Origin of the sequence: Variovorax paradoxus B4, from assembly GCF_000463015.1 — a bacterium.
GTDB classification, from domain to species: Bacteria; Pseudomonadota; Gammaproteobacteria; order Burkholderiales; family Burkholderiaceae_C; genus Variovorax; species Variovorax paradoxus_E.
Genome location: NC_022234.1, coordinates 432605 through 457941, shown reverse-complemented (window position 1 = coordinate 457941; position 25337 = coordinate 432605). Strand labels below are relative to the sequence as shown.

At 69.5% G+C, this 25337-nt stretch carries 23 protein-coding genes; 18 read left to right on the top strand and 5 right to left on the bottom strand.

Annotated features, from left to right (window positions below; all coding sequences use genetic code 11):
* Positions 1 to 15: 15 nt before the first annotated feature.
* From VAPA_RS29330 to VAPA_RS29285, 10 genes are read left to right on the top strand one after another with little or no spacing between them, the layout of a single operon-like run.
* Positions 16 to 3804, top strand: a complete 3789-nt coding sequence (locus tag VAPA_RS29330; RefSeq protein WP_021003843.1) for a nitrate reductase subunit alpha — start codon at positions 16 to 18, stop codon at positions 3802 to 3804.
* A gap of 14 nt (positions 3805 to 3818) precedes the next feature.
* A complete protein-coding gene (gene narH / locus VAPA_RS29325) occupies positions 3819 to 5351 on the top strand; it encodes a nitrate reductase subunit beta (protein ID WP_021003842.1) in 1533 nt (510 codons plus the stop codon).
* 16 nt (positions 5352 to 5367) lie between these two features.
* Positions 5368 to 6051 carry a nitrate reductase molybdenum cofactor assembly chaperone gene (gene narJ, locus VAPA_RS29320; RefSeq protein ID WP_080667026.1) on the top strand — a complete coding sequence of 228 codons (684 nt, stop codon included), beginning with the start codon at positions 5368 to 5370 and terminating at the stop codon, positions 6049 to 6051.
* Positions 6048 to 6842 carry a respiratory nitrate reductase subunit gamma gene (narI, locus tag VAPA_RS29315; protein WP_021003840.1) on the top strand — a complete coding sequence of 265 codons (795 nt, stop codon included), beginning with the start codon at positions 6048 to 6050 and terminating at the stop codon, positions 6840 to 6842. Before narJ ends, narI begins: the two co-directional genes overlap by 4 nt.
* A gap of 53 nt (positions 6843 to 6895) precedes the next feature.
* The gene (locus VAPA_RS29310) at positions 6896 to 7723 is read left to right on the top strand and encodes a peptidylprolyl isomerase (protein ID WP_230559095.1); all 828 of its coding nucleotides are present in this window, start codon (positions 6896 to 6898) and stop codon (positions 7721 to 7723) included.
* Positions 7720 to 8400, top strand: coding sequence for a carbonic anhydrase (locus VAPA_RS29305; protein WP_021003838.1), 681 nt, complete (start codon positions 7720 to 7722; stop codon positions 8398 to 8400). The genes VAPA_RS29310 and VAPA_RS29305 overlap by 4 nt, the downstream gene beginning before the upstream one ends.
* Positions 8384 to 9616 (top strand): NAD(P)H-dependent flavin oxidoreductase, encoded by a 1233-nt coding sequence (locus VAPA_RS29300; RefSeq protein WP_021003837.1) that lies wholly within the window; start codon positions 8384 to 8386, stop codon positions 9614 to 9616. Before VAPA_RS29305 ends, VAPA_RS29300 begins: the two co-directional genes overlap by 17 nt.
* Positions 9613 to 12018 (top strand): adenosylcobalamin-dependent ribonucleoside-diphosphate reductase, encoded by a 2406-nt coding sequence (locus VAPA_RS29295; RefSeq protein WP_021003836.1) that lies wholly within the window; start codon positions 9613 to 9615, stop codon positions 12016 to 12018. The genes VAPA_RS29300 and VAPA_RS29295 overlap by 4 nt, the downstream gene beginning before the upstream one ends.
* Positions 12015 to 12653 carry a nitroreductase family protein gene (locus VAPA_RS29290; protein ID WP_080666891.1) on the top strand — a complete coding sequence of 213 codons (639 nt, stop codon included), beginning with the start codon at positions 12015 to 12017 and terminating at the stop codon, positions 12651 to 12653. The genes VAPA_RS29295 and VAPA_RS29290 overlap by 4 nt, the downstream gene beginning before the upstream one ends.
* Entirely contained in the window at positions 12653 to 13525 is an 873-nt protein-coding gene (locus VAPA_RS29285) for an acyltransferase (protein ID WP_021003834.1), read from the top strand. Before VAPA_RS29290 ends, VAPA_RS29285 begins: the two co-directional genes overlap by 1 nt.
* 11 nt (positions 13526 to 13536) lie before the next feature.
* On the opposite strand, the gene VAPA_RS29280 is transcribed toward VAPA_RS29285, so the two are convergent.
* A complete protein-coding gene (locus VAPA_RS29280) occupies positions 13537 to 13950 on the bottom strand; it encodes a hypothetical protein (protein ID WP_021003833.1) in 414 nt (137 codons plus the stop codon).
* Positions 13951 to 14080: 130 nt separating this feature from the next.
* Here VAPA_RS29280 and VAPA_RS29275 point away from each other — a divergent pair, with 130 nt between their 5' ends.
* From VAPA_RS29275 to VAPA_RS29245, 7 genes are all read left to right on the top strand, one after another.
* Complete coding sequence (locus VAPA_RS29275; protein ID WP_021003832.1) at positions 14081 to 14386, top strand: DUF2249 domain-containing protein; 306 nt, start codon at positions 14081 to 14083, stop codon at positions 14384 to 14386.
* A 28-nt stretch (positions 14387 to 14414) separates the two neighbouring features.
* On the top strand, positions 14415 to 16727 hold the full coding sequence (locus VAPA_RS29270; protein ID WP_021003831.1) for a nitric-oxide reductase large subunit: 2313 nt from the start codon (positions 14415 to 14417) through the stop codon (positions 16725 to 16727).
* An 18-nt stretch (positions 16728 to 16745) separates the two neighbouring features.
* A complete protein-coding gene (locus VAPA_RS29265; protein ID WP_021003830.1) occupies positions 16746 to 17213 on the top strand; it encodes an Rrf2 family transcriptional regulator in 468 nt (155 codons plus the stop codon).
* A complete protein-coding gene (locus VAPA_RS29260) occupies positions 17210 to 17566 on the top strand; it encodes a metal-sulfur cluster assembly factor (RefSeq protein ID WP_021003829.1) in 357 nt (118 codons plus the stop codon). Before VAPA_RS29265 ends, VAPA_RS29260 begins: the two co-directional genes overlap by 4 nt.
* Positions 17560 to 18723, top strand: a complete 1164-nt coding sequence (locus tag VAPA_RS29255; RefSeq protein ID WP_021003828.1) for a hypothetical protein — start codon at positions 17560 to 17562, stop codon at positions 18721 to 18723. The genes VAPA_RS29260 and VAPA_RS29255 overlap by 7 nt, the downstream gene beginning before the upstream one ends.
* On the top strand, positions 18723 to 19919 hold the full coding sequence (locus VAPA_RS29250; RefSeq protein WP_041946809.1) for an NnrS family protein: 1197 nt from the start codon (positions 18723 to 18725) through the stop codon (positions 19917 to 19919). Before VAPA_RS29255 ends, VAPA_RS29250 begins: the two co-directional genes overlap by 1 nt.
* 97 nt (positions 19920 to 20016) lie before the next feature.
* A complete protein-coding gene (locus tag VAPA_RS29245) occupies positions 20017 to 20208 on the top strand; it encodes a YgaP family membrane protein (protein ID WP_021003826.1) in 192 nt (63 codons plus the stop codon).
* On the opposite strand, the gene VAPA_RS29240 is transcribed toward VAPA_RS29245, so the two are convergent.
* Positions 20205 to 20681 carry an NUDIX hydrolase gene (locus tag VAPA_RS29240; protein ID WP_021003825.1) on the bottom strand — a complete coding sequence of 159 codons (477 nt, stop codon included), beginning with the start codon at positions 20679 to 20681 and terminating at the stop codon, positions 20205 to 20207. The genes VAPA_RS29245 and VAPA_RS29240 overlap by 4 nt on opposite strands.
* 191 nt (positions 20682 to 20872) lie before the next feature.
* Here VAPA_RS29240 and VAPA_RS29235 point away from each other — a divergent pair, with 191 nt between their 5' ends.
* Positions 20873 to 21706, top strand: coding sequence for a L,D-transpeptidase (locus VAPA_RS29235; RefSeq protein ID WP_230559094.1), 834 nt, complete (start codon positions 20873 to 20875; stop codon positions 21704 to 21706).
* Positions 21707 to 21733: 27 nt separating this feature from the next.
* On the opposite strand, the gene VAPA_RS29230 is transcribed toward VAPA_RS29235, so the two are convergent.
* From VAPA_RS29230 to VAPA_RS29220, 3 genes are all read right to left on the bottom strand, one after another.
* The gene (locus tag VAPA_RS29230) at positions 21734 to 23245 is read right to left on the bottom strand and encodes a bifunctional aminoglycoside phosphotransferase/ATP-binding protein (protein WP_021003823.1); all 1512 of its coding nucleotides are present in this window, start codon (positions 23243 to 23245) and stop codon (positions 21734 to 21736) included.
* Positions 23246 to 23257: 12 nt separating this feature from the next.
* Entirely contained in the window at positions 23258 to 24100 is an 843-nt protein-coding gene (locus VAPA_RS29225) for a universal stress protein (RefSeq protein ID WP_021003822.1), read from the bottom strand.
* Between the two features lie 172 nt (positions 24101 to 24272).
* Positions 24273 to 25310, bottom strand: coding sequence for a zinc-dependent alcohol dehydrogenase family protein (locus VAPA_RS29220; protein WP_041946806.1), 1038 nt, complete (start codon positions 25308 to 25310; stop codon positions 24273 to 24275).
* Positions 25311 to 25337 lie beyond the last annotated feature (27 nt).

Below are 25337 nucleotides of genomic sequence, written 5' to 3'. Positions count from 1 at the left end.
GACGAAAGACAAACGATGAGCCACTTTCTCGACCGCCTGACCTACTTCGCCCAGCCGCGCGAATCCTTCGCCGAGGGCCACGGCCAGGTCACGGGCGAAGACCGCACCTGGGAGGACGCCTACCGCACGCGCTGGGCGCACGACAAGATCGTTCGCAGCACGCACGGCGTGAACTGCACGGGCTCCTGCTCGTGGAAGATCTACGTCAAGGGCGGCATCGTCACCTGGGAAACCCAGCAGACCGACTACCCGCGCACCCGCTGGGACATGCCCAACCACGAGCCGCGCGGCTGCGCCCGCGGCGCCAGCTACAGCTGGTACCTGTACAGCGCCAACCGCGTCAAGTACCCGATGATCCGCGGCGCGCTGCTCAAGGCGTGGCGCGAAGCGCGCAAGACGCTCGCGCCCGTCGAGGCCTGGGCCTCCATCGTGCAGGACGAGGCCACGCGCCGCAGCTACCAGAGCGTGCGCGGCCTCGGCGGCTTCGCCCGCTCGGGCTGGGACGAGGTCAACGAGCTCATCGCGGCCAGCAACATCCACACCATCCGCCGCTACGGGCCCGACCGCATCATCGGCTTCTCGCCGATTCCCGCCATGTCGATGGTGAGCTACGCCGCGGGCAGCCGCTACCTGAGCCTGATCGGCGGCGTGTGCATGAGCTTCTACGACTGGTACTGCGACCTGCCGCCGGCCAGCCCCCAGGTGTGGGGCGAGCAGACCGACGTGCCGGAGTCGGCCGACTGGTACAACTCCACCTACATCATCGCCTGGGGTTCCAACGTGCCGCAGACGCGCACGCCGGACGCGCACTTCTTCACCGAGGTTCGCTACAAGGGCGCCAAGACGGTTGCGATCACGCCCGACTACTCCGAGGTCGCCAAGCTGTCGGACCTGTGGGTGCACCCCAAGCAGGGCACCGACGCCGCGGTCGCCATGGCCATGGGCCACGTGATCCTCAAGGAGTTCTACTTCGACAAGCGCACCGCGTACTTCGACGACTACGCGCGCCGCTACACCGACCTGCCGATGCTGGTCATGCTCAAGGCACACACCCTGCCCTCGGGCGAACAGGTCATGGTGCCCGACCGCTACGTGCGGGCCTCGGACTTCGACGACCGGCTCGGGCAGCCGAACAACCCCGAATGGAAGACCGTCGCACTGGCCGAGGACGGCCGGGTGGTGGTGCCGCAGGGCGCCATCGGCTTTCGCTGGGGCGCGGACGGCCGTGCCGATGCCGGGCAGTGGAACCTCGAGGCCAAGGAAGCGGAGCGCGGCGGCGACGTGAAGCTCACGCTGTCGCTGCTCGACCATCCAGGCGCCGCGGTGCAGACGGCTCGCATCGGATTCCCCTACTTCGGCGGTATCGAGAGCGAGCACTTTCCGAACAACACGCAAACCGACGTGCTGGTGCGCACGGTCCCGGTCCAGCGCATCGCGCTCGGCGCGGAAGGCCAGGCCGCGCTGGTCGCCACCGTGTTCGACCTGCAGGCGGCCAACTACGGCGTGGCGCGCGGCCTGCCGGGCGAAATGGCCGCCGCCGGCTACGACGACGACGCGCCCTACACCCCGGCCTGGCAGGAAAAGATCACCGGCGTGCCGCGCGACCAGGTCATCACCGTGGCGCGCGAGTTCGCGGCCAACGCCGAGAAGACGCACGGCAAGTCGATGGTGATCATCGGCGCGGCCATGAACCACTGGTACCACAGCGACATGAACTACCGCGGCGTCATCAACATCCTGATGATGTGCGGCTGCATCGGCCAGAGCGGCGGCGGCTGGGCCCATTACGTGGGCCAGGAAAAGCTGCGCCCGCAGACCGGCTGGACCCCGCTGGCCTTCGCGCTCGACTGGATCCGCCCGCCGAGGCAGATGAACTCGACCAGCTTCTTCTACGCACACACCGACCAGTGGCGCTACGAGAAGCTCGGCATGGAGGAAGTGCTGTCTCCGCTGGCCGACAAGGCCGCGTTCGCCGGCACGATGATCGACTACAACGTGCGCGCCGAGCGCATGGGCTGGCTGCCGTCGGCGCCGCAGCTGCAGACCAATCCGCTGCAGGTGGCGCGCGACGCGCAGGCCGCCGGCATCGATGGTGCAGCCTACACGGCCAAGGCGCTGAAGGACGGCTCGCTGCGCATGAGCTGCGAAGACCCCGACCACCCGTCGAACTGGCCGCGCAACATGTTCGTGTGGCGCTCCAACATCCTGGGCTCCTCGGGCAAGGGGCACGAGTACTTCCTCAAGCACCTGCTGGGCACCACGCACGGCGTGCAGGGCAAGGACCTCGGGCCCGACGACGCCAAGCCCACCGAAGTGGTCTGGCACGACAAGGCGCCCGAGGGCAAGCTCGATCTGCTGGTGACGCTCGACTTCCGCATGAGCACCACCTGCCTCTACTCGGACATCGTGCTGCCGACCGCCACCTGGTACGAGAAGAACGACCTCAACACCAGCGACATGCACCCCTTCATCCATCCGCTGTCGACCGCGGTCGATCCGGCCTGGCAGGCGCGCAGCGACTGGGAGATCTACAAGGGCTTCGCGCGCACCTTCAGCGCCATGTGCCCGGGCTATCTCGGCATCGAGAAGGAAGTGGTGCTCACGCCGCTGATGCACGACTCGCCCGCCGAGCTGGCACAGCCCTTCGGCGTGGCCGACTGGAAGCGCGGCGAGTGCGAACTCATCCCCGGCAAGACCGCGCCGCAAATCGCGGTCGTGGAGCGCGACTATCCGAACCTCTACAAGCGCTTCACCGCCCTGGGCCCGCTGCTCAAGAAGATCGGCAACGGCGGCAAGGGCATCGGCTGGAACACGGAAGTCGAGGTCGACGAACTCGGCAACCTGAACGGCCGCGTCACCGATGCCGGCGCCACGCAGGGCATGCCGAGCATCGACACCGACATCGACGCCTGCGAGGTCGTGCTGCAGCTGGCGCCCGAAACCAACGGCCATGTGGCCGTGAAGGCGTGGAAGGCCCTCGGCAAGCAGACCGGGCGCGACCACACCCACCTGGCGGTCTACCGCGAGGACGAGAAGATCCGCTTTCGCGACATCCAGGCGCAGCCGCGCAAGATCATCTCCTCGCCCACCTGGAGCGGCATCGAGAGCGAGAAGGTCTCCTACAACGCCGGCTACACCAACGTCCACGAGCTGATCCCATGGCGCACCTTGACCGGCCGCCAGCAGTTCTACCTGGACCATCCGTGGATGCGGGCGTTCGGCGAAAGCCTGGCGGTCTACCGCCCCCCGGTCGACCTGAAGACCACGAAGGACATCCACAACATCCGCAGCAACGGCAACAAGGAGATCCAGCTCAACTTCATCACGCCGCACCAGAAGTGGGGCATCCACTCCACGTACACCGACAACCTGCTGATGCTCACGCTCAACCGCGGCGGTCCGGTGGTGTGGCTGTCGGAGGACGACGCGAAGAGCGCCGGCATCGTCGACAACGACTGGGTCGAGCTGTTCAACATCAACGGCGCCATTGCGGCGCGCGCGGTGGTGAGCCAGCGCGTCAACCCGGGCATGGTGATGATGTACCACGCGCAGGAGAAAATCATCAACACGCCGGGCTCCGAGATCACCGGCACGCGCGGCGGCATCCACAACTCGGTGACGCGCATCGTGCTGAAGCCCACGCACATGATCGGCGGCTACGCGCAGCTGAGCTACGGCTTCAACTACTACGGAACCATCGGCACCAACCGCGACGAGTTCGTGGTGGTGCGCAAGATGAACAAGGTCGACTGGCTCGACACGCCTGCGGACGTGGCCGACGCGGCCGCCGCGACGGCGGCCTGAACGAGGTACCCACGATGAAAATACGCGCGCAAATCGGCATGGTCCTGAACCTGGACAAGTGCATCGGCTGCCACACCTGCTCGGTCACCTGCAAGAACGTCTGGACCAGTCGGCCCGGCGTCGAGTACGCCTGGTTCAACAACGTCGAGACCAAGCCCGGCATCGGCTACCCCAAGGAATGGGAGAACCAGGGCAAGTGGCAGGGAGGCTGGGTGCGCAAGCCCGACGGCTCGATCGAGCCGCGCCAGGGCGGCAAGTGGAGCCTGCTCATGCGCATCTTCTCCAACCCCAACCTGCCGCAGATCGACGACTACTACGAGCCCTTCACCTTCGACTACGAGCACCTGCAGTCGGCGCCCACGATGAAGGCGCCGCCGACGGCGCGCCCGCGCAGCCTGATCACCGGCAAGCGCATGGAGAAGATCGAATGGGGCCCGAACTGGGAAGAGATCCTCGGCGGCGAGTTCGCCAAGCGCAGCAAGGACGCCAACCTCGACAGCTTCGACGCGGTGCAGAAGGAGATGGTCGGCCAGTTCGAGAACACCTTCATGATGTACCTGCCCAGGCTGTGCGAGCACTGCCTGAATCCGGCGTGCGTGGCCTCCTGCCCCTCGGGCTCGATCTACAAGCGCGAGGAGGACGGCATCGTGCTGATTGACCAGGACAAGTGCCGCGGCTGGCGCATGTGCGTCTCCGGCTGCCCCTACAAGAAGATCTACTACAACTGGCAAAGCGGCAAGGCCGAGAAGTGCATCTTCTGCTACCCGCGTATCGAGGCCGGGCAGCCCACCGTCTGCTCCGAAACCTGCGTCGGGCGCATCCGCTACCTCGGCGTGGTGCTGTACGACGCCGACCGCATCCAGGAAGCGGCCAGCGTGCCGGACGAGAAGGATCTCTACGAAGCCCAGCTCGGCATCTTCCTCGACCCGCACGATCCGGAAGTGATCGCGCAGGCCCGGCGCGACGGCATCCCCGAGGCCTGGCTCGAAGGCGCGAGGAACAGCCCGGTCTACAAGATGGCGATGGAGTGGAAGGTGGCGCTGCCGCTGCACCCCGAGTACCGCACGCTGCCGATGGTCTGGTACGTGCCGCCGCTGTCGCCGATCACCGCGGCCGCCAACGCCGGGCACGTGGGCGCCAAGGGCGCGATTCCCGACGTCACGCAGATGCGCATCCCGGTGCAGTACCTGGCCAACCTGCTGACCGCGGGCGCCACCGAGCCGGTCATCCGGGCGCTCGAGCGCATGCTGGCCATGCGCACCTACCAGCGCGGCAAGCACGTCGACAACTTCGCGGACCCCGCCGTGCTGGCGCAGGTCGGCTTGAGCGCCGCCCAGGTGGAAGAGATGTACCAGGTGATGGCCATCGCCAACTACGAAGACCGCTTCGTGATCCCCTCGACGCACCGCGAGTACGCCGAGAACACCTTCGACATGAAGGGCGGCTGCGGCTTCTCGTTCGGCAACGGCTGCTCCGACGGCAGCTCCGAAGCCAGCCTGTTCGGCGCCGCCAAGCGCCGCACGATTCCGATCCACGCCAAGGTCTGACGCCGGGAGCGCCATGATGAAAACCCAACGCCACACCCTTCGCGCGCTCGCCCTGCTGCTCGGCTATCCCGATGCACAGGCGCGCGCCCTGATGCCCCAGCTGGCCGATGCGATGGACGCCGAAGCGGCGCTGTCGCCGGCGCGCCGCAAGGAGCTGCGGGCACTGGCCCGCGCGCTGGTCTCGGTCGATCCGATCGAGGCCGAGACGCAGTTCGTGGAGCTGTTCGACCGCGGCCGCAGCACCTCGCTGCACCTCTTCGAGCATGTGCACGGCGACTCGCGCGAGCGCGGCCCGGCCATGATCGACCTAGCCCAGACCTACGAGAAATGCGGGCTGCTGCTCGGCCCGCACGAAGTGCCCGACCACCTGTGCGTGGTGCTCGAGTTCGCGTCGACGCAGCCGCCGGCGGTGGCGCGCGCGTTCCTGGGCGAGATGGCGCACATCCTTGCGTCCATCTTCAGCGCGCTGCGCAAGCGCGAGAGCGCCTACGCGAGCGTGCTGGCGGCCGTCATCGAGCTGGCCGGCCACAAGGCCGAAGCGGTGGCGGTGGCCGACGAGCAGCCGATCGACGAGAGCTGGGCCGAGCCCGTCGTCTTCGACGGCTGCAGCACGAAGGGCCAGGCCCGGCCCGGCGATGCGCAGCCCATCCACATCGTTCGCAAGACGGCAGCGGCCGCCGCCAGTGGAGCCCCCGTATGAATGCCCTCAGCAATTTCCTCTTCGGCATCTATCCGTACATCTGCCTGAGCGTCTTCTTCATCGGCAGCCTGATCCGGTTCGACCGCGACCAGTACACCTGGAAGAGCGACTCCTCGCAGCTGCTGCGCGCCGGCCAGCTGCGCTGGGGCAGCAACCTGTTCCACGTGGGCGTGCTGTTCCTGTTCTTCGGCCACAGCGTCGGCATGCTGACGCCGCACTTCCTCTACGAGCCCTTCATCGGCGCCGGCAGCAAGCAGCTCATGGCGATGATCTCGGGCGGCATTGCCGGCCTGCTCGGCTTCATCGGCATCACGATCCTGCTGCACCGGCGCCTCGGCGACGAGCGCATCCGCGTCAACTCCAAGACCAGCGACATCGTGCTGCTGGTCCTGCTGTGGCTGCAGCTGGCGCTCGGCCTGGCCACCATTCCCCTGTCGGCCCAGCATCTGGACGGCAGCATGATGGTGCTGCTGGCCGAATGGGCGCAGCGCATCGTCACCTTCCGCGGCGGTGCGGTGGAACTGCTGGACGGCGCGAGCTGGGTCTTCAAGGCCCACATGTTCCTCGGCATGTCGATCTTCCTGATCTTCCCGTTCACGCGGCTGGTGCATGTCTGGAGCGGCTTCGCCACGGTGGGCTATGTCTTCCGGCCCTACCAGGTGGTGCGCAGCCGCCGCGCGCTGGCACCGCGCAAGCCGGCATCGGCGGCCGCGCCGAGTGCCGCGCCTCATTCGGCGCCGAAGACGATGCCGGCCGGGTCCGTGGCCAAGTCGACGGGGGTGGCCCGGTGAGCGCCGGCGGATGCGGCGGCGGCGCCTGCCAGTGCCGCGAAACCGCGGCACCCGTGCCGGCCTCAACCCCGGTGACCATCGAGGCGGCCGCGAGCGTGGCCCCGACCGAGTCCGCATGCGCGGCGATCAACGGCGTCGCGCTGCACCTGCCGGGCGAACGTCCGGACGAATACAGCCTGCGCGAGCTGGCCTGGGCCGAGCTGCTGCGGCAGGAGGCCGCCGCACGCCGGCTGCTGCCGCATTCGGATGCGCGCCTGGCCCCTCGGCTGGGCAACGGCGAGCAGGCGGTGATCCAGCAGATGCTCGACGACGAGATCGAGGTGCCCGCAGCCAGTGAAGACGAATGCCGCCGCTACTACACGGCGCGCAGCGCGCACTTCGCCATCGGCCGCCGTGTGCATGCACGCCACATCCTGTTTGCCGTGACGCAGGGAATCAACGTTGCGGCGCTGGCCGCGCGCGCCGAGCAGGCCCTGCTCGAACTGCGCCACAGGGATGCCGCGCCCACCCGCTTCGCCGAACTCGCGCGGACCCTGTCGAACTGCCCGAGCGGCGCCGAAGGCGGCGACCTCGGCTGGATCGGCCCGGACGATTGCGCCGACGAGCTCACGGCCGAGCTGTTCCACAACACCGAACGGCTCGATGCGCTGGGCCTGCATCCGCGCCTGGTCCACAGCCGCTACGGCTTCCACATCGTCGAGGTGCTCGCGCGCGACCCGGGACGCCAGCAATCCTTCGAAGAGGTGAGCCAGCGCATCGCGGTGCAGCTCGCCCAGCAGTCGCGCGCCAAGGCCCTGCACCAGTACATGCAGCTGCTGGCCGGCCGCGCCGAGGTGAACGGCCTGGTCCTCGAAGGGGCGGACTCCCCGCTGGTGCAATGACCGCACAGGAACCGGACGACCTCCTCTTGCGCCTGCGCAGGTTCCGCTCCGACTATTTTCCGCGGCACCAGCAGCGCTTCCAGGACCTGGTCGCCAAAGGCCAGCACCCGAAGACGCTCTTCATCGGCTGCTCGGACTCGCGGCTGATGCCCTACCTGCTGACCGGCACGGGCCCCGGCGAGCTCTTCATCATCCGCAACGTCGGTGCGTTCGTTCCGCCCTGCGACGGATCGCACGGGCTGCATGGCACGGTGGCCGCGATCGAATTCGCGCTGCTCGAGCTGAAGGTCGAACGCATCGTGGTGTGCGGCCACAGCCATTGCGGCGCGATCCGCGCGGCCTACGAAGGCGTGGCGGACGAAGCGGTCGCGCTCAAGTCATGGCTGCGGCTGGCCGACGAGGCGCTGCTGCCGGTGCGTCCCAGCCCCGCCGCGCTGCGCCGCAGCGAACAACGCGCGGTCGTGCTGCAGCTCGAGCGCCTGATGGCCTACCCGATGGTGCGCAGCCGCGTCGAGCGCAACGCACTCACGCTGCATGGCTGGCACTACGTGATCGAGGAAGGCGAAGTCCATGTGTTCGACGCACAGGCGGGCGACTTCCTGCCCGCCTCGCTCGCCTCCAACGCCGGTACCGGCCCCTATCAACCTTATGTGGAACATGATGGATCGATCCTCTGACGAGACAGCAGTCGCCCTGGAAGCGCTTTCGCGCGATTCGGGCCTGCGCAACTGGCGCCTCAAGGGCGCCGAACGCCTCCCCGTGATTCAGGGCGGCATGGGCGTGGGCGTGTCGGCCGGCGGGCTCGCCGGCACGGTCGCCGGGCTGGGCGGCATGGGCACGATCTCGGCCGTCGACCTGCGCCGGCTGCATCCCGACCTGATGGCCCGCACGGCCCACCTGAACGCCGAGCCGGACGCCGGGCAGCGTATCGACGCCGCCAACCTCGAGGCACTGGGCCGCGAGATCGCGCGTGCGCGCGAGCTCTCCGGCGGACGCGGCCTCGTGGCCGTGAACGTGATGAAGGCGCTGACTGCCTACGAGGCCTACCTGCGCCATGCCATGGCCTGCGGCATCGACGCATTGGTGGTGGGCGCGGGCCTGCCGCTGGACCTGCCCGAACTCGCGCGCGACCATCCCGAGGTGGCGCTCATTCCCATCCTCTCGGATGCGCGCGGCGTGCAGTTGGTGGTGCGCAAATGGGAGAAGAAGGGGCGCCTGCCCGACGCCATCGTGATCGAGCATCCCCGGCTCGCGGGCGGCCACCTGGGCGCGGCCAAGGTGGCCGACCTGCAGGATCCGCGCTTCGACTTCGACGTCGCCATTCCGCAGGTGCTCGAGTTCTTCAAGACGGCCGGCATCGAGGGCCGCATCCCTTTGATTGCGGCCGGCGGCATCGGCAGCCTGGAGGACATCCGGCGCCTGCAGGGCCTCGGCGCCGCGGCGGTGCAGCTGGGCACCGCGTTCGCGGTGACCACCGAATGCGATGCGCATCCGGCCTTCAAGCAGGTGCTGGCCGACGCCCAGCCCGCCGACATCGTCGAGTTCGTCAGCACGGCGGGCCTGCCCGCGCGCGCGGTGCGCACGCCGTGGCTGGACAAGTACCTGCGGCTGGAGGAGCGGCTGCAGCACAAGGCGCACAAGAAGGAAAGCTGCACCATGCGCTTCGACTGCCTGGCGCACTGCGGCCTGCGCGACGGCACCCCGAGCTGGGGCCAGTTCTGCATCGACAAGACACTGGGGCACGCACTGGAAGGCCACCTCGACCGCGGCCTGTTCTTCCGCGGCGCGGGGGCGCTGCCCTTCGGCAGCGAGATCCGCCCGGTCCGCGACCTGATGCGATGGCTGCTCGGCGGCATCCGCCCCGCCATCCCGACGGCGGGAGCCACGGCATGAAGCGCGAAGACGCCAGAAAGATGGAACCGCTCCCCGTACAGCCCATCAGCCGCGACGTGCTGCGCGAAAAATACCTGAAGCCGGGCGAAGCCGACGTCGAGGATCTGTTCGCGCGCGTGGCGCGTGCGCTGGCCTCGGTCGAAACCGAGGAAGAACGCGCGCCATGGGAGGCGCGCTTCCTGGCCAACCTGCGCGCCGGCGCAATCGGCGCCGGCCGCATCATGAGCGCCGCGGGCACCGAGCTGGAGGCCACGCTGATCAACTGCTTCGTGCAGCCGGTGGGCGACTGCATCCAGGGCCAGGACGCCGGTGGCTACGCGGGCATCTACGAGGCGCTGCGCGAAGCCGCCGAAACCATGCGCCGCGGCGGCGGCGTCGGCTACGACTTCTCCCGCATCCGGCCGCGCGGCGCACAGGTGCGCACCACTGCGTCCACGGCATCGGGTCCGTGCAGCTACATCGACGTGTTCGACCGCTCCTGCGCCACGGTGGAAAGCGCGGGCGCGCGCCGCGGCGCGCAGATGGGCGTGCTGCGCATCGACCACCCCGACGTGCTGGATTTCATCACGGCCAAGCGCACCCCGGGGCGCTGGAACAACTTCAACGTGTCGGTGGCGGTGACCGACAAGTTCATGCGCGCGCTGGCGGACGACGAGGAATGGCCCCTGGTGCACAGCGCCAAACCGGGCGCCGAACTGATCGCGCGCGGCGCGGCCCAGGCCAGCGATGGCAGCTGGGTCTACCGAAGCCTGCCGGCGCGCGATCTGTGGGACGTGGTGATGCGCTCGACCTACGACTTCGCCGAGCCCGGGATCCTGTTCACCGACACCATCAACAACGACAACAACCTGCGCTACTGCGAGCACATCGAGGCGACGAACCCCTGCGGCGAGCAGCCGCTGCCGCCCTACGGATGCTGCGACCTCGGGCCGATCGTGCTGACGCGCTTCGTGGACCATCCGTTCGGCATCGGCGGTACGGCGCACTTCGATTTCGCGCGCTTCGGCGAAGCCGTGGCGCTGCAGGTGCGCGCGCTCGACAACGTGCTGGACCTCACCTTCTGGCCCCTGCCCCAGCAGCGCGCCGAAGCCATGGCCAAGCGCCGCATCGGCGTGGGCTTCACGGGCCTGGGCGACACGCTCGCCATGCTGTGCCTGCGCTACGACCAGCCCGAGGGCCGGGCCATGGCGGTGCGCATCGCGCGCTGCCTGCGGGATGCGGCCTACGCCGCCTCGGTGGCGCTGGCGCGCGAGAAAGGCGCCTTCCCGCTGTTCGACGCGGAGCGCTACCTGGCGCGCGGCACCTTCGCCAGCCGCCTGGACCTGGCGCTGCAGGAACAGATCCGCATGCACGGCATCCGCAACAGCCACCTGGTGTCGATCGCGCCCACGGGCACCGTGAGCCTGGCCTTCGCCGACAACGCCTCGAACGGCATCGAGCCGGCGTTCTCCTGGACCTACCGGCGCAAGAAGCGCGAGGCCGACGGCAGCCTCTCCGAGTACGACGTGGAGGACCACGCCTGGCGCCTGTACCGCTTCCTGGGCGGCGACACCGAACGGCTGCCGGCGTACTTCGTCTCGGCCCAGTCGATGCCCGCGGCCGGCCATCTGGCCATGATGGAAGCGGTGCAGCCCTTCGTCGACACCGCCATCTCGAAGACGGTGAACGTGCCCGCCGACTATCCCTACGAGGACTTCAAGGGCCTCTACCTGCAGGCCTGGACCGCCCGCCTCAAGGGCCTGGCCACCTACCGGCCCAACAGCATCCTGGGCTCCGTGCTGGAGGTCGCGCCGGCAGCGCAGCCGGAGGCCCGCCCCGCCGCCGACGGCGCGGCGGCCGATCCGATGCGCGCGATGATCGAGAGCCGCCCGAAGGGCGCCTTGAATGCCGTCGCCGAAAAGATCGAGTACTGGACGCAGCAGGGGCGGCAGACGCTCTACCTGGTGGTGTCGTTCCTGCCGCTGGCCGACGGCCGCGAGCGGGCGGTGGAATTCTTCATGCCGGTGGGCCAGAGCGGCGAGTCCCAGCAATGGATCACCGCGAGCATGCGGCTGCTGTCGCTGGCCGCGCGCGGCGGTTTTCTCGAGCGCGCGCTGGCCGACATGCGCAAGGTCGCCTGGGACCGCGGGCCGGTGCGCCTGGGCCACCACGTGAAGGCCGACGGCACCCAGGTGCCCATGTGGCACGACTCCGAAGTGGGCGCCATCGCCTATGCGATCCAGCAGCTGATCGCGCGCCGCAGCGGCCAGGTGCCCGCGGCGCCGGACGCCGCGGCGCCACCGATGGCCGGCCTCACGCCGATGCAGGGTGCCAAGTGCCCCGAATGCGGCGCCCACGCCATGATCCGCAAGGATGGCTGCGACTACTGCACGCAGTGCGGACACCTCGGAAGCTGCGGATGAGCCCGGCCACCGGCGTTCCGGCCGATTCGCCCATGATCGCGCGGCAACTGGCCGCGCTGATGGAGGCGCGCCGCACCGTGCTGCCCAAGCGGCTCGGTGCGCCGGGGCCCGATCGTGCCGAGCTCGAACAGATCCTCGGCGCCGCGGCCTCGGCCCCGGACCACGGCGGCCTGGTGCCCTGGCGCTTCGTCGTCGTTCCTCCGCCGCAGCGCGAGCGGCTCGCCGACGTGTTCGCGCAGGCCCTGCTGCAGCGCGACGCCGCCGCCACGCCCGAGCAGCAGGGCCAGGCGCGCGAGAAGGCCTTTCGCGCGCCGCTGCTGATGCTTGCGGTGGCCAGGATGGGCCCCGGCAACGAGGAGATTCCGGCCACCGAGCGCATCCTGTCGGCCGGATGCGCCATCCAGAACATGCTGCTGGCCGCCACCGCCCTGGGCTACGGCTCGGCGCTGACCACCGGCAAGGCGCTGCAGTCGGACGAACTGCGCGCCCTGTTCGCGCTGGACCGGCACGACGAGCCGCTGTGCTTCATCAGCGTGGGTTCGGTGACGGCCCGGAAGGCCGGTCCGGCGCGGCCCGCGCCCAGCCGCTACGTCAGCGAACTGGGCGGCGCGCCGCAGCTTGTGCCGTGCGACTGATGCCTTCCGTGCGCGGTGCGCTCAACGGGCTGCTGCTCGGCGTGAACACGCTGCTTGCGTTCACGCTGATGGTGCCGCCGGCGCTGGTCAAGCTGCTCGTGCCGGCCGACCGCGTGCGCACCGGCTGCGACCGGGTTCTGAACGGGCTGGCCGGCGGCTGGGTCGGCGTCAACAACGCGTGGATCGCGCTTGCGTGCCCCGCGCCATGGCAGATCCGGGGCGTCGAGGGCCTGAACCCGCGCGGCTGGTACCTGGTGTCGAGCAACCACCAGAGCTGGGTCGACATCCTGGTGCTGCAGCGCACCTTCCACGGGCGCATTCCCTTCCTCAAGTTCTTTCTCAAGCGCGAGCTGATCTGGGTGCCGGTGATCGGGCTGGCGTGGTGGGCGCTCGACTTTCCGTTCATGAAGCGCGGCCGCGGTACGGGTCGCGGGGATCTCGCAACGACCCGGCGTTCCTGCGAGAAGTTCAAGCGCGTTCCGACCGCAGTCATCAACTTCGTCGAGGGCACGCGCTTCACCGCGGCCAAGCATGCCGCGCAGAACAGCAGTTACCGCCATCTGCTCGAGCCCCGGTCGGGCGGCCTCGGCGTGGCGCTGGCCACCATGGGCGAGCAGTTCGAGGCGATGCTCGACGTGACCATCGTCTACCCCGAGGGGACGCCCAGCTTCTGGGCGCTGCTGTGCGGCAACGCGGGAGCCGTCACCGTCGACGTCCGCCAGCGTGCCATTCCGCCCCATCTGCTGGGCGCGGATTCGTCGGGCGACAAGGCGCACCGCCAGCGCATTCGCAAGTGGATCGAGGCCCAGTGGAAAGACAAGGACCGCCTGATCCAGGGACTGCTGGCCGCACGCCGCGGCGCTCGAGAATAGCCCGGACGCCGTCAGCTGAACTGCACCGGCCGGCCTTCGGGGTCGAGCGCGAGATAGCCGCCGAAGGCACCGCTTCGCACGCCCTCGACCATGGCCTCCAGCGCGCTGTCGATGCGTTCCGGCGACGGCGGCTGGCCGTTCGCACCGGACAGGCCGGCCGCGAATATCACCCGCCAGGACAGGCTGGTGCGGCGCGACTCCGCCACCAGCGCGGCAAAGGTGGTGAGTTCCGGCAGGCTCTTCTCCGCGCAGGCCACGGGCGTCAGCGAGCCGCCCTGCCCCGCCTCGAAACGCGCCCGCTGCGCCGCATCCGCGTCGCCGGGCAACTCGGCCTCGGCGAACACGAACAGCAGGCGCTGGGGTTCGGGCTGTGCCGCCGCGGCCTGCAGCAGCTGATCGAAATGGGATGAAGAAGGAGAAAGCATGCCGCGAGCGTCGCCGCTGCCTTCGCTCCTGATGTTGATGCAGATCAACCTGCGCCGCACACGCCTTCCTAGCATAGGTGCATCTGAAATACACCTTTCGAGCCCCGTCGCTCCCAGCAGGAAAAAACCCATGAAATCTGCAGCTTCCTCCTCGTGCGTCATCGATGTCCGCACGCTCGAGCCGCGCTTTCGCCACGCGCACATCTTTTCGGCCTTTGCGGCCCTCGACGTCGGCAGCGCCATCGAACTGGTGAACGACCACGATCCCCAGCCGCTGTACGCGCAGTTCCAGTCGCAATGGCCGGACCGGTTCGCATGGAACTACCTCGAGGAGGGCCCTTCGCTCTGGCGCGTGGCCATCACCAAGGTGCCGGCTTTCGACGCGCATGCGAGCGGCGGCTGCTGCGGTGGATGCGGCGGCGCCGAGCGCCGCTGATCCTGCTTCATTGAATCAAGGACATGTCATGAGAAACAACAACCGGCTGTGGCGCTGGCTCGCCTTCATCTTCGTGCTGTCGTTCGGCGCGCTCGGCTATCTGGGCGTGCAGATCTACCTGACCGCGCCACCGATCCCGAGCGCGGTCTCCAGCGCCGATGGCGAGGTGATCTTCACCGGCGAACAGATCCAGCGCGGCCAGCAGGTCTGGCTTTCCACCGGTGGACAACAGCTGGGCTCGGTGTGGGGCCACGGCAGTTACGTCGCGCCCGACTGGTCCGCCGACTGGCTGCACCGCGAGGCCGTGGCGCTGCGCAACCGCCACGCCCAGGCCTACCGCAGGGACTTCGACTCGCTGAGCCCGGCGGATCGCGGCGCGCTCGCGGCCACGGTGGTCGAGCAGATGCGGCGCAACACCTACGACGCCGCCAGCGGCGTGATCGCCGTCCCGGCCGACCGTGCGCAAGCGATCCGCGAGGTGGCGGCGCACTATGACGCCCTGTTCGGCGACGGCAGCTCGCACGCCACGCTGCGCGGCCAGTACGCAATGACGCCGGGCACCCTGCCCGACCCCGCCGACCGCCAGGCGCTCACCGCGTTCTTCTTCTGGACCTCCTGGGCCGCGGCCACCGACCGGCCCGGAGAAACGGGGCTGAGCTACACCAGCAACTGGCCGCACGAGCCGCTGGTGGGCAACACCATGACCAGCTCGGCCGCGGTCTGGTCGATGGTCAGCATCTGCCTGCTGCTGGCGGCCATTGCGGCCATGCTGTGGCTGCACGGCAGCCAGCGGCACGAAGCCGAAGCGCAGCCGCCCCAGGCGGACCCGCTGCTGGGCGCCGTGGCGACGCCTTCCATGAAGGCCACGCGCAAGTACTTCTTCGCGGTGATCGGCCTCATGCTGCTGCAGATCGCGATGGGCATCGTCACGGCGCACTACGCGGTCGAGGGTGATTCGTTCTTCGGCCTTCCGCTGGCCGAGCTGCTGCCCTATGTGGTGAGCCGCACGGTGCACACGCAGGTCGGCATCTTCTGGATCGCCACCGCGTGGCTGGCCACGGGCCTGTACATCGCGCCGCTGCTGTCCGGCCGCGAGCCCAGGCTGCAGAAGCTCGGGGTCGACGTGCTGTTCTGGGCGCTGATCGCCATCGTGGTCGGCTCCACGCTGACCGGCTGGCTCGGCACGCTGCAGCACCGCGGCGTCGACTTCAGCTTCTGGCTGGGCAACCAGGGCCTCGAATACACCAGCATGGGCCGCATCTGGCAGGTGCTGCTGTTCGTGGGCCTGCTGTTCTGGGTCTTCCTGCTGGGCCGCGCGCTGTGGCCCGCACTGGTCAAGCCTTCGGCATCGCGCGGCCTGATCGCGATGGTGTTTCTGTCGGCCACCTGCATCGGCGGCTTCTATTCGACCTCGCTGGTGTGGGGACAGCACACGCACTACTCGATGATCGAGTACTGGCGCTGGTGGCTGGTGCACCTCTGGGTGGAAGGCTTCTTCGAAGTGTTCGCCACCGCCGTCGTCGCGCTGATCTTCACGCGTCTGGGCCTGGTGCGCACCGAGAGCGCCAACCGCGCCATCATCGCCGAGACCATCGTGTTCCTGTTCGGCGGCATCCTCGGCACGCTGCACCACCTCTACTTCACCGGCACGCCGACCTCGGTGATCGCCGTGGGCGCGGTGTTCTCGGCGCTCGAAGTGGTGCCGCTGACGCTGATCGGCCTCGAGGCCCTGCAGACCTGGCGCCGCTCGCAGGCCATGCCCTGGCTCGCCGCCTACAAGTGGATCGTCATGTGCTTCGTGGCCGTCGGCTTCTGGAACACGATCGGCGCCGGCGTGCTCGGCTTCGCGATCAACCCGCCGGCCTCGCTCTACTACGTGCAGGGGCTCAACATGACGGCCGCCCATGGCCATGCCGCGCTCTTCGGCGTCTACGGCATGCTGGGCATCGGGCTGATGCTGTTCTGCCTGCGCGGCCTCTACGAGCGCCAGCTGCATGCCGACCGGCTGCTCAAGCCGGCGTTCTGGAGCCTCAACATCGGCCTGGCGATGATGGTGTTCCTCTCGCTGCTGCCCGCCGGCATCTACCAGGCCTGGGCCAGCGTGACGCAGGGGCTGTGGTATGCGCGCTCGGCCGAGATCGTGCATTCCCGCGTGATGGAGACGCTGGTCTGGATGCGGGTGCCGGGCGACATCGTCTTTGCCGTGGGCGCGGTGCTGCTCGCGGCCTATGCGCTGCGCCTGCTGCGCCGTCCGGCCACGCAAGCGGCGCCGCAGGCACCGCCGCGCGCCAGGGGCCAAAAGGGTCGGGCCATGCAGGCGGGCCACGTGGCCGAACAGTGACACGGCGCCAGTGCAGCCATGAAGCTCACCGCCTTCACCGACTACAGCCTGCGCGTGCTGATCTACCTGGCCGCGCAGCCCGAGCGCCGCGCCACCATCGGCGAGATCGCCGCCTCCTTTGCGGTGTCCGAGCATCACCTGACCAAGGTGGTGCACTTCCTGGGCAAGGAGGGGTGGCTGGCCAACGTCCGCGGCAAGGGAGGCGGCCTGGCGCTCGCGAAGCCGCCCGAGGCGATCAACGTCGGCGACGTGGTGCGCCAAACCGAGAGCGGCGCCATCGTGGAATGTTTCGGGGAAGGCGGCGGCGCGTGCCGCATCACCGGCCTGTGCCGCCTGCAGGGCGTGCTGGGCGAAGCCGTGGCAGCGTTCCACGCGGTGCTGCAGCGCTACACGCTGGCCGACCTCGTCCACAACCGGGAGGCGCTGGCCACGGTGTTCCTGGCAGGCCGCATCGGCGCGCTGCAAGCCGAACGGGAGGACGCGTGAGCGCGCCGGCGGACACGGCACCGGCCGCGGCCTCCTTTCCGTACGAAGGGCCCGAGCAGCTGCGCGAGCCGCTGACCGCGGCGCTGTCGCGCGTCGTCGATCCGGAGATCTCGATGAACATCGTCGACGTGGGCCTGGTCTATGGTGTCACGGTGGACGCCGCGATGGCGCAGGTGCGCATCACGATGACCTCCGCGGCCTGCCCGGTGATCGAACTCATCATGGACGAGGCGGAAGCCGAACTGGACAAGGTCGTGCCACCCGAGCTCCTGATCCGCGTCGAGCTGGTGTGGGAGCCGCCCTGGAGCCCGGAGCGCATGAGTGCCGGCGCCAAGCGGTTCATGGGATGGTAGGCGCTGCAGGCCCCGCCGCCCGTACGGGACGGCCAACGAAGACATCGCCGGCGCGTGGCCGGGTTTTCGCGCGTGCGCTGTTCGGCGCGCTGGCCGGCGTGTCGCTGGTGGGTGGCATTGCGGGCGGGCTCTGGCGGCTCGGCGTCGCGGTGCCGGACCCGCTCTCGTTCGCCGCAGCCGGCCAGCTGCTGCTGGTGCATGCCGCACTGATGATCTGCGGCTTCCTGGGCACCGCCATCGGCATCGAGCGCGCCGTGGCCGTCAAGCATCGCTGGGCATTGGCTGCACCGCTGGCGTCGGGCACCGGCGCGCTGTGCCTGGCCTTCGGACAGCAGGCCGCCGGCGCGTGGCTCGGCGTGGCGGCGGCGGTGTTCTTCCTGGCGGTCAACGCGCTGGTCGTGTGGCGCCAGCGCGCGGCGCACACGCTGCTGCTGGCGGTCGGCGCGGCCGCGTGGGTGGCGGGCAACCTTCTGTTTGCGCTGGGCCGCGACGGCGGTGCCGTCTTCCCGTGGTGGTTCGCCTTTCTGGTCATGACGATCGCGGCCGAACGGCTCGAGATGACGCGGCTCATGCGCCGGCGTCCTGCGGCCAGCCTGACGCTGCATGCCGTGCTGGCGCTGCTGCTGGCAGGCGCCGCATGCTCGGGCCTGGCCCCGCGCGCCGGCGGACTGGTCTACGGCGCGGCGCTCGCTCTGCTGGCCGTGTGGCTCGCGGTGTTCGACATCGCGCGGCGCACGGTGTTCACGCACGGCATCAGCCGCTACATGGCGGTCTGCCTGCTGGGCGGCTATGCCTGGCTCGGGATCGCCGGCGCGGCCTGGGCCGCGGCCGCGCTCGGAGGGCCCACCCGCGACATCGCACTGCACGCGCTGGGGCTGGGCTTCGTCATCAGCATGGTGATGGGGCATGCGCCCGTCGTGCTGCCGGCCATCGCACGCATCAAGCTGCGCTTCGGCACCTTCTTCTACCTGCCGCTGGCCACGCTGCACCTGTCTCTTTTCGTGCGGCTGGTACTGGGGAGCTTCAGCGATCCACTGCGCGCCGCCGGCGCTTCGCTCAACGCGGCCGCGATTGCTTTCTTTGCCGTCACCGTGGCCGGCGCGGCCGTCGCGTGGCGCATTCAACATGGCGCCGAGGGCGCCCGAAAGGCCAGATGATGGCGTCCTTCATTCCGCTCGAACCTGCGCAGCCCCCTGCCGCCCATGCGCCCGCCTTTGCCCTGTGGCAGCTCGGCTTCCGTCCCTTCTACCTGCTGGCCAGCGCGTTCGCGGCACTGTCCATCGCGCTGTGGGCGATGCAGTTCGCCGGCTGGCTGCCGCGCGCCTACCTGCAGGGGCCGATGTGGCATGCGCACGAGATGCTGTTCGGCTTCGCGCTGGCCGTGATCGTCGGATTCCTCTTCACCGCGGTGCGCAACTGGTCCGGCCGTCCCACGCCCGCGGGTCTGCCGCTGGCCGCGCTGGCGGCGCTCTGGGTGGCGGGCCGCATGCTCGTGCTCACGCCCTTCGCGTGGACGGCCGCGGTGGTCAACGCGGCGTTTCCGCTGGCCTGCGCGGTGGCCCTGGCCGTTCCGCTGGTGGCCGCGCGCAACCGCCGCAACTACTTCTTCATCGGATTGCTGCTGCTGCTCTCGGGCGCCGCATTCGCCTTTCACCTGTCGGCGCTCGGCATGCTCGCGGTGCCGGCGTGGCTGGGCATCCAGCTGGCGCTGGACGCCCTGTTGTTCATCATGGCCGTCATGGGTGGCCGGGTGATTCCGATGTTCACCAACAACGGCATTTCGGGCGCCGGTGCCACGCGGCACGCCCTGGTCGAGAAGGCCGCGCTGGGATTGGTGCTCGCGCTGCTGCTGGCCGATGCCACGGGCCTGCCACCGATCGTCGGGATCGCCATCGCGCTGCCTGCGGCACTCGCGCATCTGGTGCGCTGGCTGCTCTGGCGGCCCTGGAAGGCGCCCGCCAACACGCTGGTGCTGGTGCTGCATGTGGCCTACGCATGGATTCCGGTGCACCTCGCGCTGCGGGCGATGGCGCTGCACGGCCTGGCGCCGGCATCGCTCGCCACCCATGCGCTGACCGTGGGCGCCGCGGGCGGGCTCATCATCGGCATGATGGTGCGCACGTCGCGGGGCCACACCGGCCGGGTGCTGCGCGCCGACCAGGTCGACACCGCCTGCTTCGTGCTGGTCCTGCTCGCCGCGCTGGTCCGGATTCTCGTGCCGCTGGCCGCACCGGCCCACATGATCGCCGCGGTCCTTTGTTCCGCCGCATTCTGGAGCCTGGGCTTCGGCCTGTTTGCCGTGCGCTACTGGCCCGTGCTGACCCGGGCACGGGCGGATGGCAAGCCCGGCTGAACACGCCCTCCACGCGGGCGCTTGATCCATCGCAATGCGGCCCGCCCACCCCGCGTGCAGGATGCCTTCCGTGGCGCTCCAGCAAAGAGAAAACCGGATGTCGAACAACCTTGGAATCCTCGACCGCACCCTGCGCATCGCGTCGGGCATGCTGCTGGTCGCGCTTGCCGCGCCCGGCACCATCGAGTCCTGGGGCTACCTGGGGGTGCTGGGAATGCTGACGGGGGTGGCCGGCGTCTGCCCGGTCTATTCGATGCTCGGCTTCGATACCCGTTGGCACGGCAGTTAGGCGACGCGGCCGACATTGGAGGGTTGCCGCTTCAACGCCTGGAGTTGCCTCAGGATCGTGGGGAGCGAGAGCGTCCGGGTCAGCAGCGTGGCCAGGCCTTTCGCGCACCATTGCGACACCTCGTCGAACGCCGCCCACCGGTAGCCGTCCATTTCCGGACGCAGCTGTCCATGGCCGTCCGCGAACTGGCTGCGGCATACGCAGGCGTGCGTGTCGAAACGCGCCATCAGGACCGCGTGGAGCTGCAGATCCTTTCCCGGACGAGACGCGAAGCATCCCAGCGGCAGAAGGTCTTCGGGCGCCAGTTGCAGGCCGCATTCCTCGAAGGTCTCCCGCACGACCGTCTGTCGCCCCGTTTCCGTCAGCTTTCCGCCGCCCTTCGGGATGTCCCAGTGCGGGCTGCCGCTGGCATGGCAGAGCAGCAGTTCCTCGTTGGCATTGACGATCAACACGCCATGGCTGATCGACTTCATCGCATCGCCTCGGGACTGCGGTCGATCCGACGGCGGCGCCGCGGGCCGCTGCCATCGACGGCAAGCATGATTTTCATGGTGGATCCTTCGACAGTGAATTCCCGATGGCCGCATGGTCGCCGCACGGCCCATGTTCCGCCTTGCGCCACGTCAAGGCGGAAGGCGCGAAGCCCTGCAGACTCCGGCGCACGATGTCTCCCACTCCCCGTGCGTCTTTCATTGCACCCCTTGCCGTCGTCCTTGCAATGCTTTGCGCCGGCGGCACGATCGCCGGACCCGCGGCCCCCTCCGAGCTGGCCGACGTCTTCCGCGCGCAGGTGGACCATCGGCTCGAACCACCGCCCGACGAAGCCAGGCGGTATGGCGAGCTGGCGCTCGGCGCGCTCGCACAGGCCGGCATCGCGCCCGTGCCGCAATACGTCGCGCTCGTCGACCGCAGCCCGAACGTGCAGGCGATCTTCATCTACTGGCTGGGCGACGGCGCCGCGCCGCTGCTCATCGGCGCCGCTGCGGCATCGACCGGGCGCGGCGGCGCGTTCGACCACTTCGAGACCCCGCTCGGTGTGTTCGAGCTCACGACCGACAACCCCGACTTCCGCGCCGAAGGCACCCGCAACGAGCATGGCATCCGCGGGTACGGGGCGAAGGGCATGCGCGTGTTCGACCTGGGATGGCAGCAGGCCCGGCGACTCTGGGGCCAGGGCGGCATCGGCACGATGCGGTTGCAGATGCATGCCACCGACCCGGACCTGCTGGAGCCGCGGCTCGGCAGCGTGCAGTCGAAGGGCTGCATCCGCATCCCGGCCAGCCTGAACCGGCTGCTCGACCGCTTCGGCGTGCTCGATGCCGACTACCTCGCGGCTGCAGCGCAGGGCTCGCCAATGTGGGTGCTGCCGGCGGACCAGACCCCGGTCGAAGGCGCGGGGCGCTACCTGATCGTGGTCGACTCCGCACGCGCCGAGCGGCCCGCCTGGTCGCCGACGCCCGAATCGCGCGGCACGGGCGCCCCGGCCGGCGGCAGGTGAGCGCCGAAGCGGCGGCCTCGCTGCGAGTCAGGCCTGCGTGCGCCAGCGCGCCTCGAGCGACGCGATGTCGACCGCGTCCTCGGTGAAGACCTCGATGGCCAGCGCGCGCTCGTCGGCCTCCAGAGCCTCGTGCGCCGCGAGCTGGCGCGCCAGCACCTCCAGGCTTGCCTCCGACGCGTCCGTGCCCGCGGCACCGCGCTCGGCCACGCGGCGGCGCAGCACGGCTTCGGCGGCACGGCAGTCCAGGATCGCGAAAGGCAGGTCGAGCTCGGCCGCCAGCACCTGGAAGCTGCGCCGCTCGGCGCTGCGCAGGAAGGCCGCATCCACGATCACCGGATACCCCGCCAGCAACGCGTCGCGCGCGCAGGCGCGCAGGCGCTCGAAGGTACGCCGCGTGGCTTCCGCGCCGTAGATGGCCAGGCCCCGCTCGGCGGAGCGGGCGAGCGGATCGAGGCCGAACAGGCGCTTGCGCTCCACGTCGGAACGGATGCGCACCGCGCCCGCGGCGCACAGCAGTTGCGAGGCGATGGTCGACTTGCCGGAACCCGAGAACCCGTGCGTGATCAGCAGGCGCGCACGCCCCCGCGGGCTGTGCGCCAACTGCGCGGCGCAGGCCAGGTAGTCGGGCTTCGATGCGGCCTGCGGCCCCAGGCCCGCGGCCATGGCCCGCACCAGCGCCCGGTACACCTCGTAGAAGCCGAGCACCTGCAGGCCCGCGTGGTCGCCGCTGTGCTGCAGCCACGCATCCAGGAAGCGGAACGCGAGGTCGGCGCGGCCGTGAGCCTTCAGGTCCATGGTGAGGAATGCGACGTCGCTCATCACGTCGATCCGGCGCATCATAGGGTCGAACTCGATGCAGTCGAAGGCGGTGAGTTCGCCGTCCACCAGGACGACATTGGCCATGTGCAGGTCGCCGTGGCATTCGCGCACCGCGCCGCCCTGCTGGCGCGCGATCCAGGCCATGTGCAGCGCCTGCGCGCGTTCGCGGATCCATGCGGACAGGGTCGCGAGACGGCTGTCGCTGCGCTGCACGAGCAGCTGGCTCAGGACATCGACGGCCGCACGAACGATGGCGTCCGGCGCGCCGAATGCGGACGGCGGCACGACGCGCTCGGCCGCGCCCTGCAGCGCCGCCAGCCGCTGCGCAAAGCCGTCGAGCCAGGCCGGCTCCAGCCGGCCGGCCGCGAGCAGGTTGCGCAGCAGCGACGACTCCGGAAAGCGCCGCATGCGGACCACGTGGTCGATCGGCACGCCCTCGCCTCCGAGCCGCGGTGCCTCGCGCGCGCCGCACACCGGCATCACGTCCAGGTACAGCGACGGCGCGAAACGCCGGTTGAGGCGCAGTTCTTCCTCGCAGAAATGCTTGCGCGCCGCGATGCTTGCGAAGTCGACGAAGGGAAAGCGCACGGGCTTCTTGAGCTTGTAGGCGAGCGTGGCCGTCAGCAGCACCCACGAGATGTGCGTCTCGACCAGCTCGACGCGCGCGCCGGTTTCGCGCTGCAGCGCGTCGCGCAGCGCCTTCACCAGTGTCGTGTCCATCTGCCGCCTCGGTCAATGCGCCATCAGAACCGGCACGGTCATCTGCGCGAGGATCTGCCGTGTGACGCCGCCCAGCACGCGCTCGCGAAAGCGCGAGTGGCCGTAGCCGCCCATCACGAGCAGGTCGGCGCCAAGGTCTGCGACGCGCGACAGCAGGGCATCGGCGATGTCGATCTCGGTCACCTCGCGCTGCGCACCCGCGCGCACGCCGTGCCTGAGCAGGAATTGGAGCATCTCCGGAATGAGGAGCCGCTGTTCGTCGTCCGCTTCGCCCGGATGCCTGTGGGAGATCAGCGTCACCTGCGATGCGCGCCGCAGCGCCGGCAGCGCCGCGTGGATGGCGACGGTGGACTCCCGCGAGCCGTTCCAGGTGACCACGACATTCCTTGCGGGTCCGCTGAAGTTCCCGGCGCAAGGCACGACCAGCAGCGCACGCCCGGTTTCCATCAGCACCTGCGGCACCAGGCCGCGCACGGTGGTGTCCGTCGCATCCGATTCGTCGTCCTGGCCGAGCACCACGAGATCGCTCGTGCGGCCGTGCCGGACCACGGCTTCGATCGTCGTTCCGTCGACAAGGCGAACCTCGTAGGACAGCGGCCCCGATTCATGGATGTCTTCCCTGAATTCCCGGCTGATGGCCTCGGCGCGCAGGCGCAGGTGGGTGGCCGCATCGGCGATGTAGTCGGTCATGCCCGTGGCGATGGCATCGGCCGGAATCACGCCGTCGTACAGGCCCGTGGGCACCAGACCGACCAGGTGGCTTTCATGGGCCTTCGCCCACTGGGCCGCCAGCGCGGCGCGCGCCGGGCTGCGGTCGGAGCGGTCCAGGTGAACGAGGATGGTTCTGAAGTTCATGGGGCAGCCTGCTCGGTGATGCGCGGCGCAAGGCGCGGGATGTGGGCGGTGGGCGGTGGGCGGTGGGCGGTGGGCGGTGGGCGAATCTTCGTCCGCGCGCCGCACGGGCAGCTTGATGCCGATCAAGTCAGCGCCGCAGCCCGCATTTGCCGGCACCGGAGCGAACAGGGCCCTACGCCTCGATGATCACCTTGAGTGCATGCGTCTCGGCGGCGCGCCCGAAGGTGTCGTAGGCATCGAGGACCTGGTCCAGCGTGAACCGGTGGGTGATCAGCTGGCCCGGGTCCACCTTCTGCGACTGCACCGTCTTCAGCAGCAGGGGCGTCGAGACCGTGTCGACCAGCCGCGTGGTGATCGCGATGTTCTGCGACCACAGCCGCTCCAGGTGGAGCTCGGCCGGGTGCCCGTGGACGCCGATGTTCGCAATGGTGCCACCGGGCGCCACGATGTCCTGGCACAGCACGAAGGTGGCCGGTATGCCGACCGCCTCGATCGACACGTCGACGCCGCGGCCGCCGGTCAGCGCCAGCACCGCCTCGGCCGCCTTGCCGTCGCTGCTGTTGACGGTGTGCGTCGCGCCGAAGCGGCGCGCGACCTCGAGCCGGCCATCGTCCAGGTCGATCAGGATGATCTGCGCGGGCGAATAGAACCGGGCCGTGAGCAGCGTGGCCAGGCCGATCGGCCCGGCGCCCACGATGGCCACCGTGCTGCCGGGCGCGACCTTGCCGTTGAGCACGCCGCACTCGAAGCCGGTCGGCAGGATGTCGCTGAGCATCACCAGTGCCTCTTCGTCCGCACCCGGGGGAACGGGATAGAGGCTGGTGTCCGCATGCGGGATGCGCACGTATTCGGCCTGCGTGCCGTCGATGGTGTTGCCCAGGATCCAGCCACCGCTCGTGCAGTGCGAATACATGCCGCGGCGGCAGTACTCGCACTTGCCGCACGAGGAGATGCACGAGATCAGCACATGGTCGCCCGGGTGGAAGGCCGTCACGCCGGCGCCGACGGCCTCGATGACGCCCACCCCTTCGTGCCCGAGGATGCGGCCCGGCGTGCAGGTCGGCACGTCGCCCTTGAGGATGTGCAGGTCGGTGCCGCAGATGGTCGTCTTGAGGATCTTCACGACCGCGTCGCCTGGCGCCTGGATCTGCGGCATGGGGCGGTCTTCGAGGGATTTGAGGCCGGGGCCCTGGTACACGAGTGCTTTCATGCCCTCACGGTATGCGCCTTCGCTGCA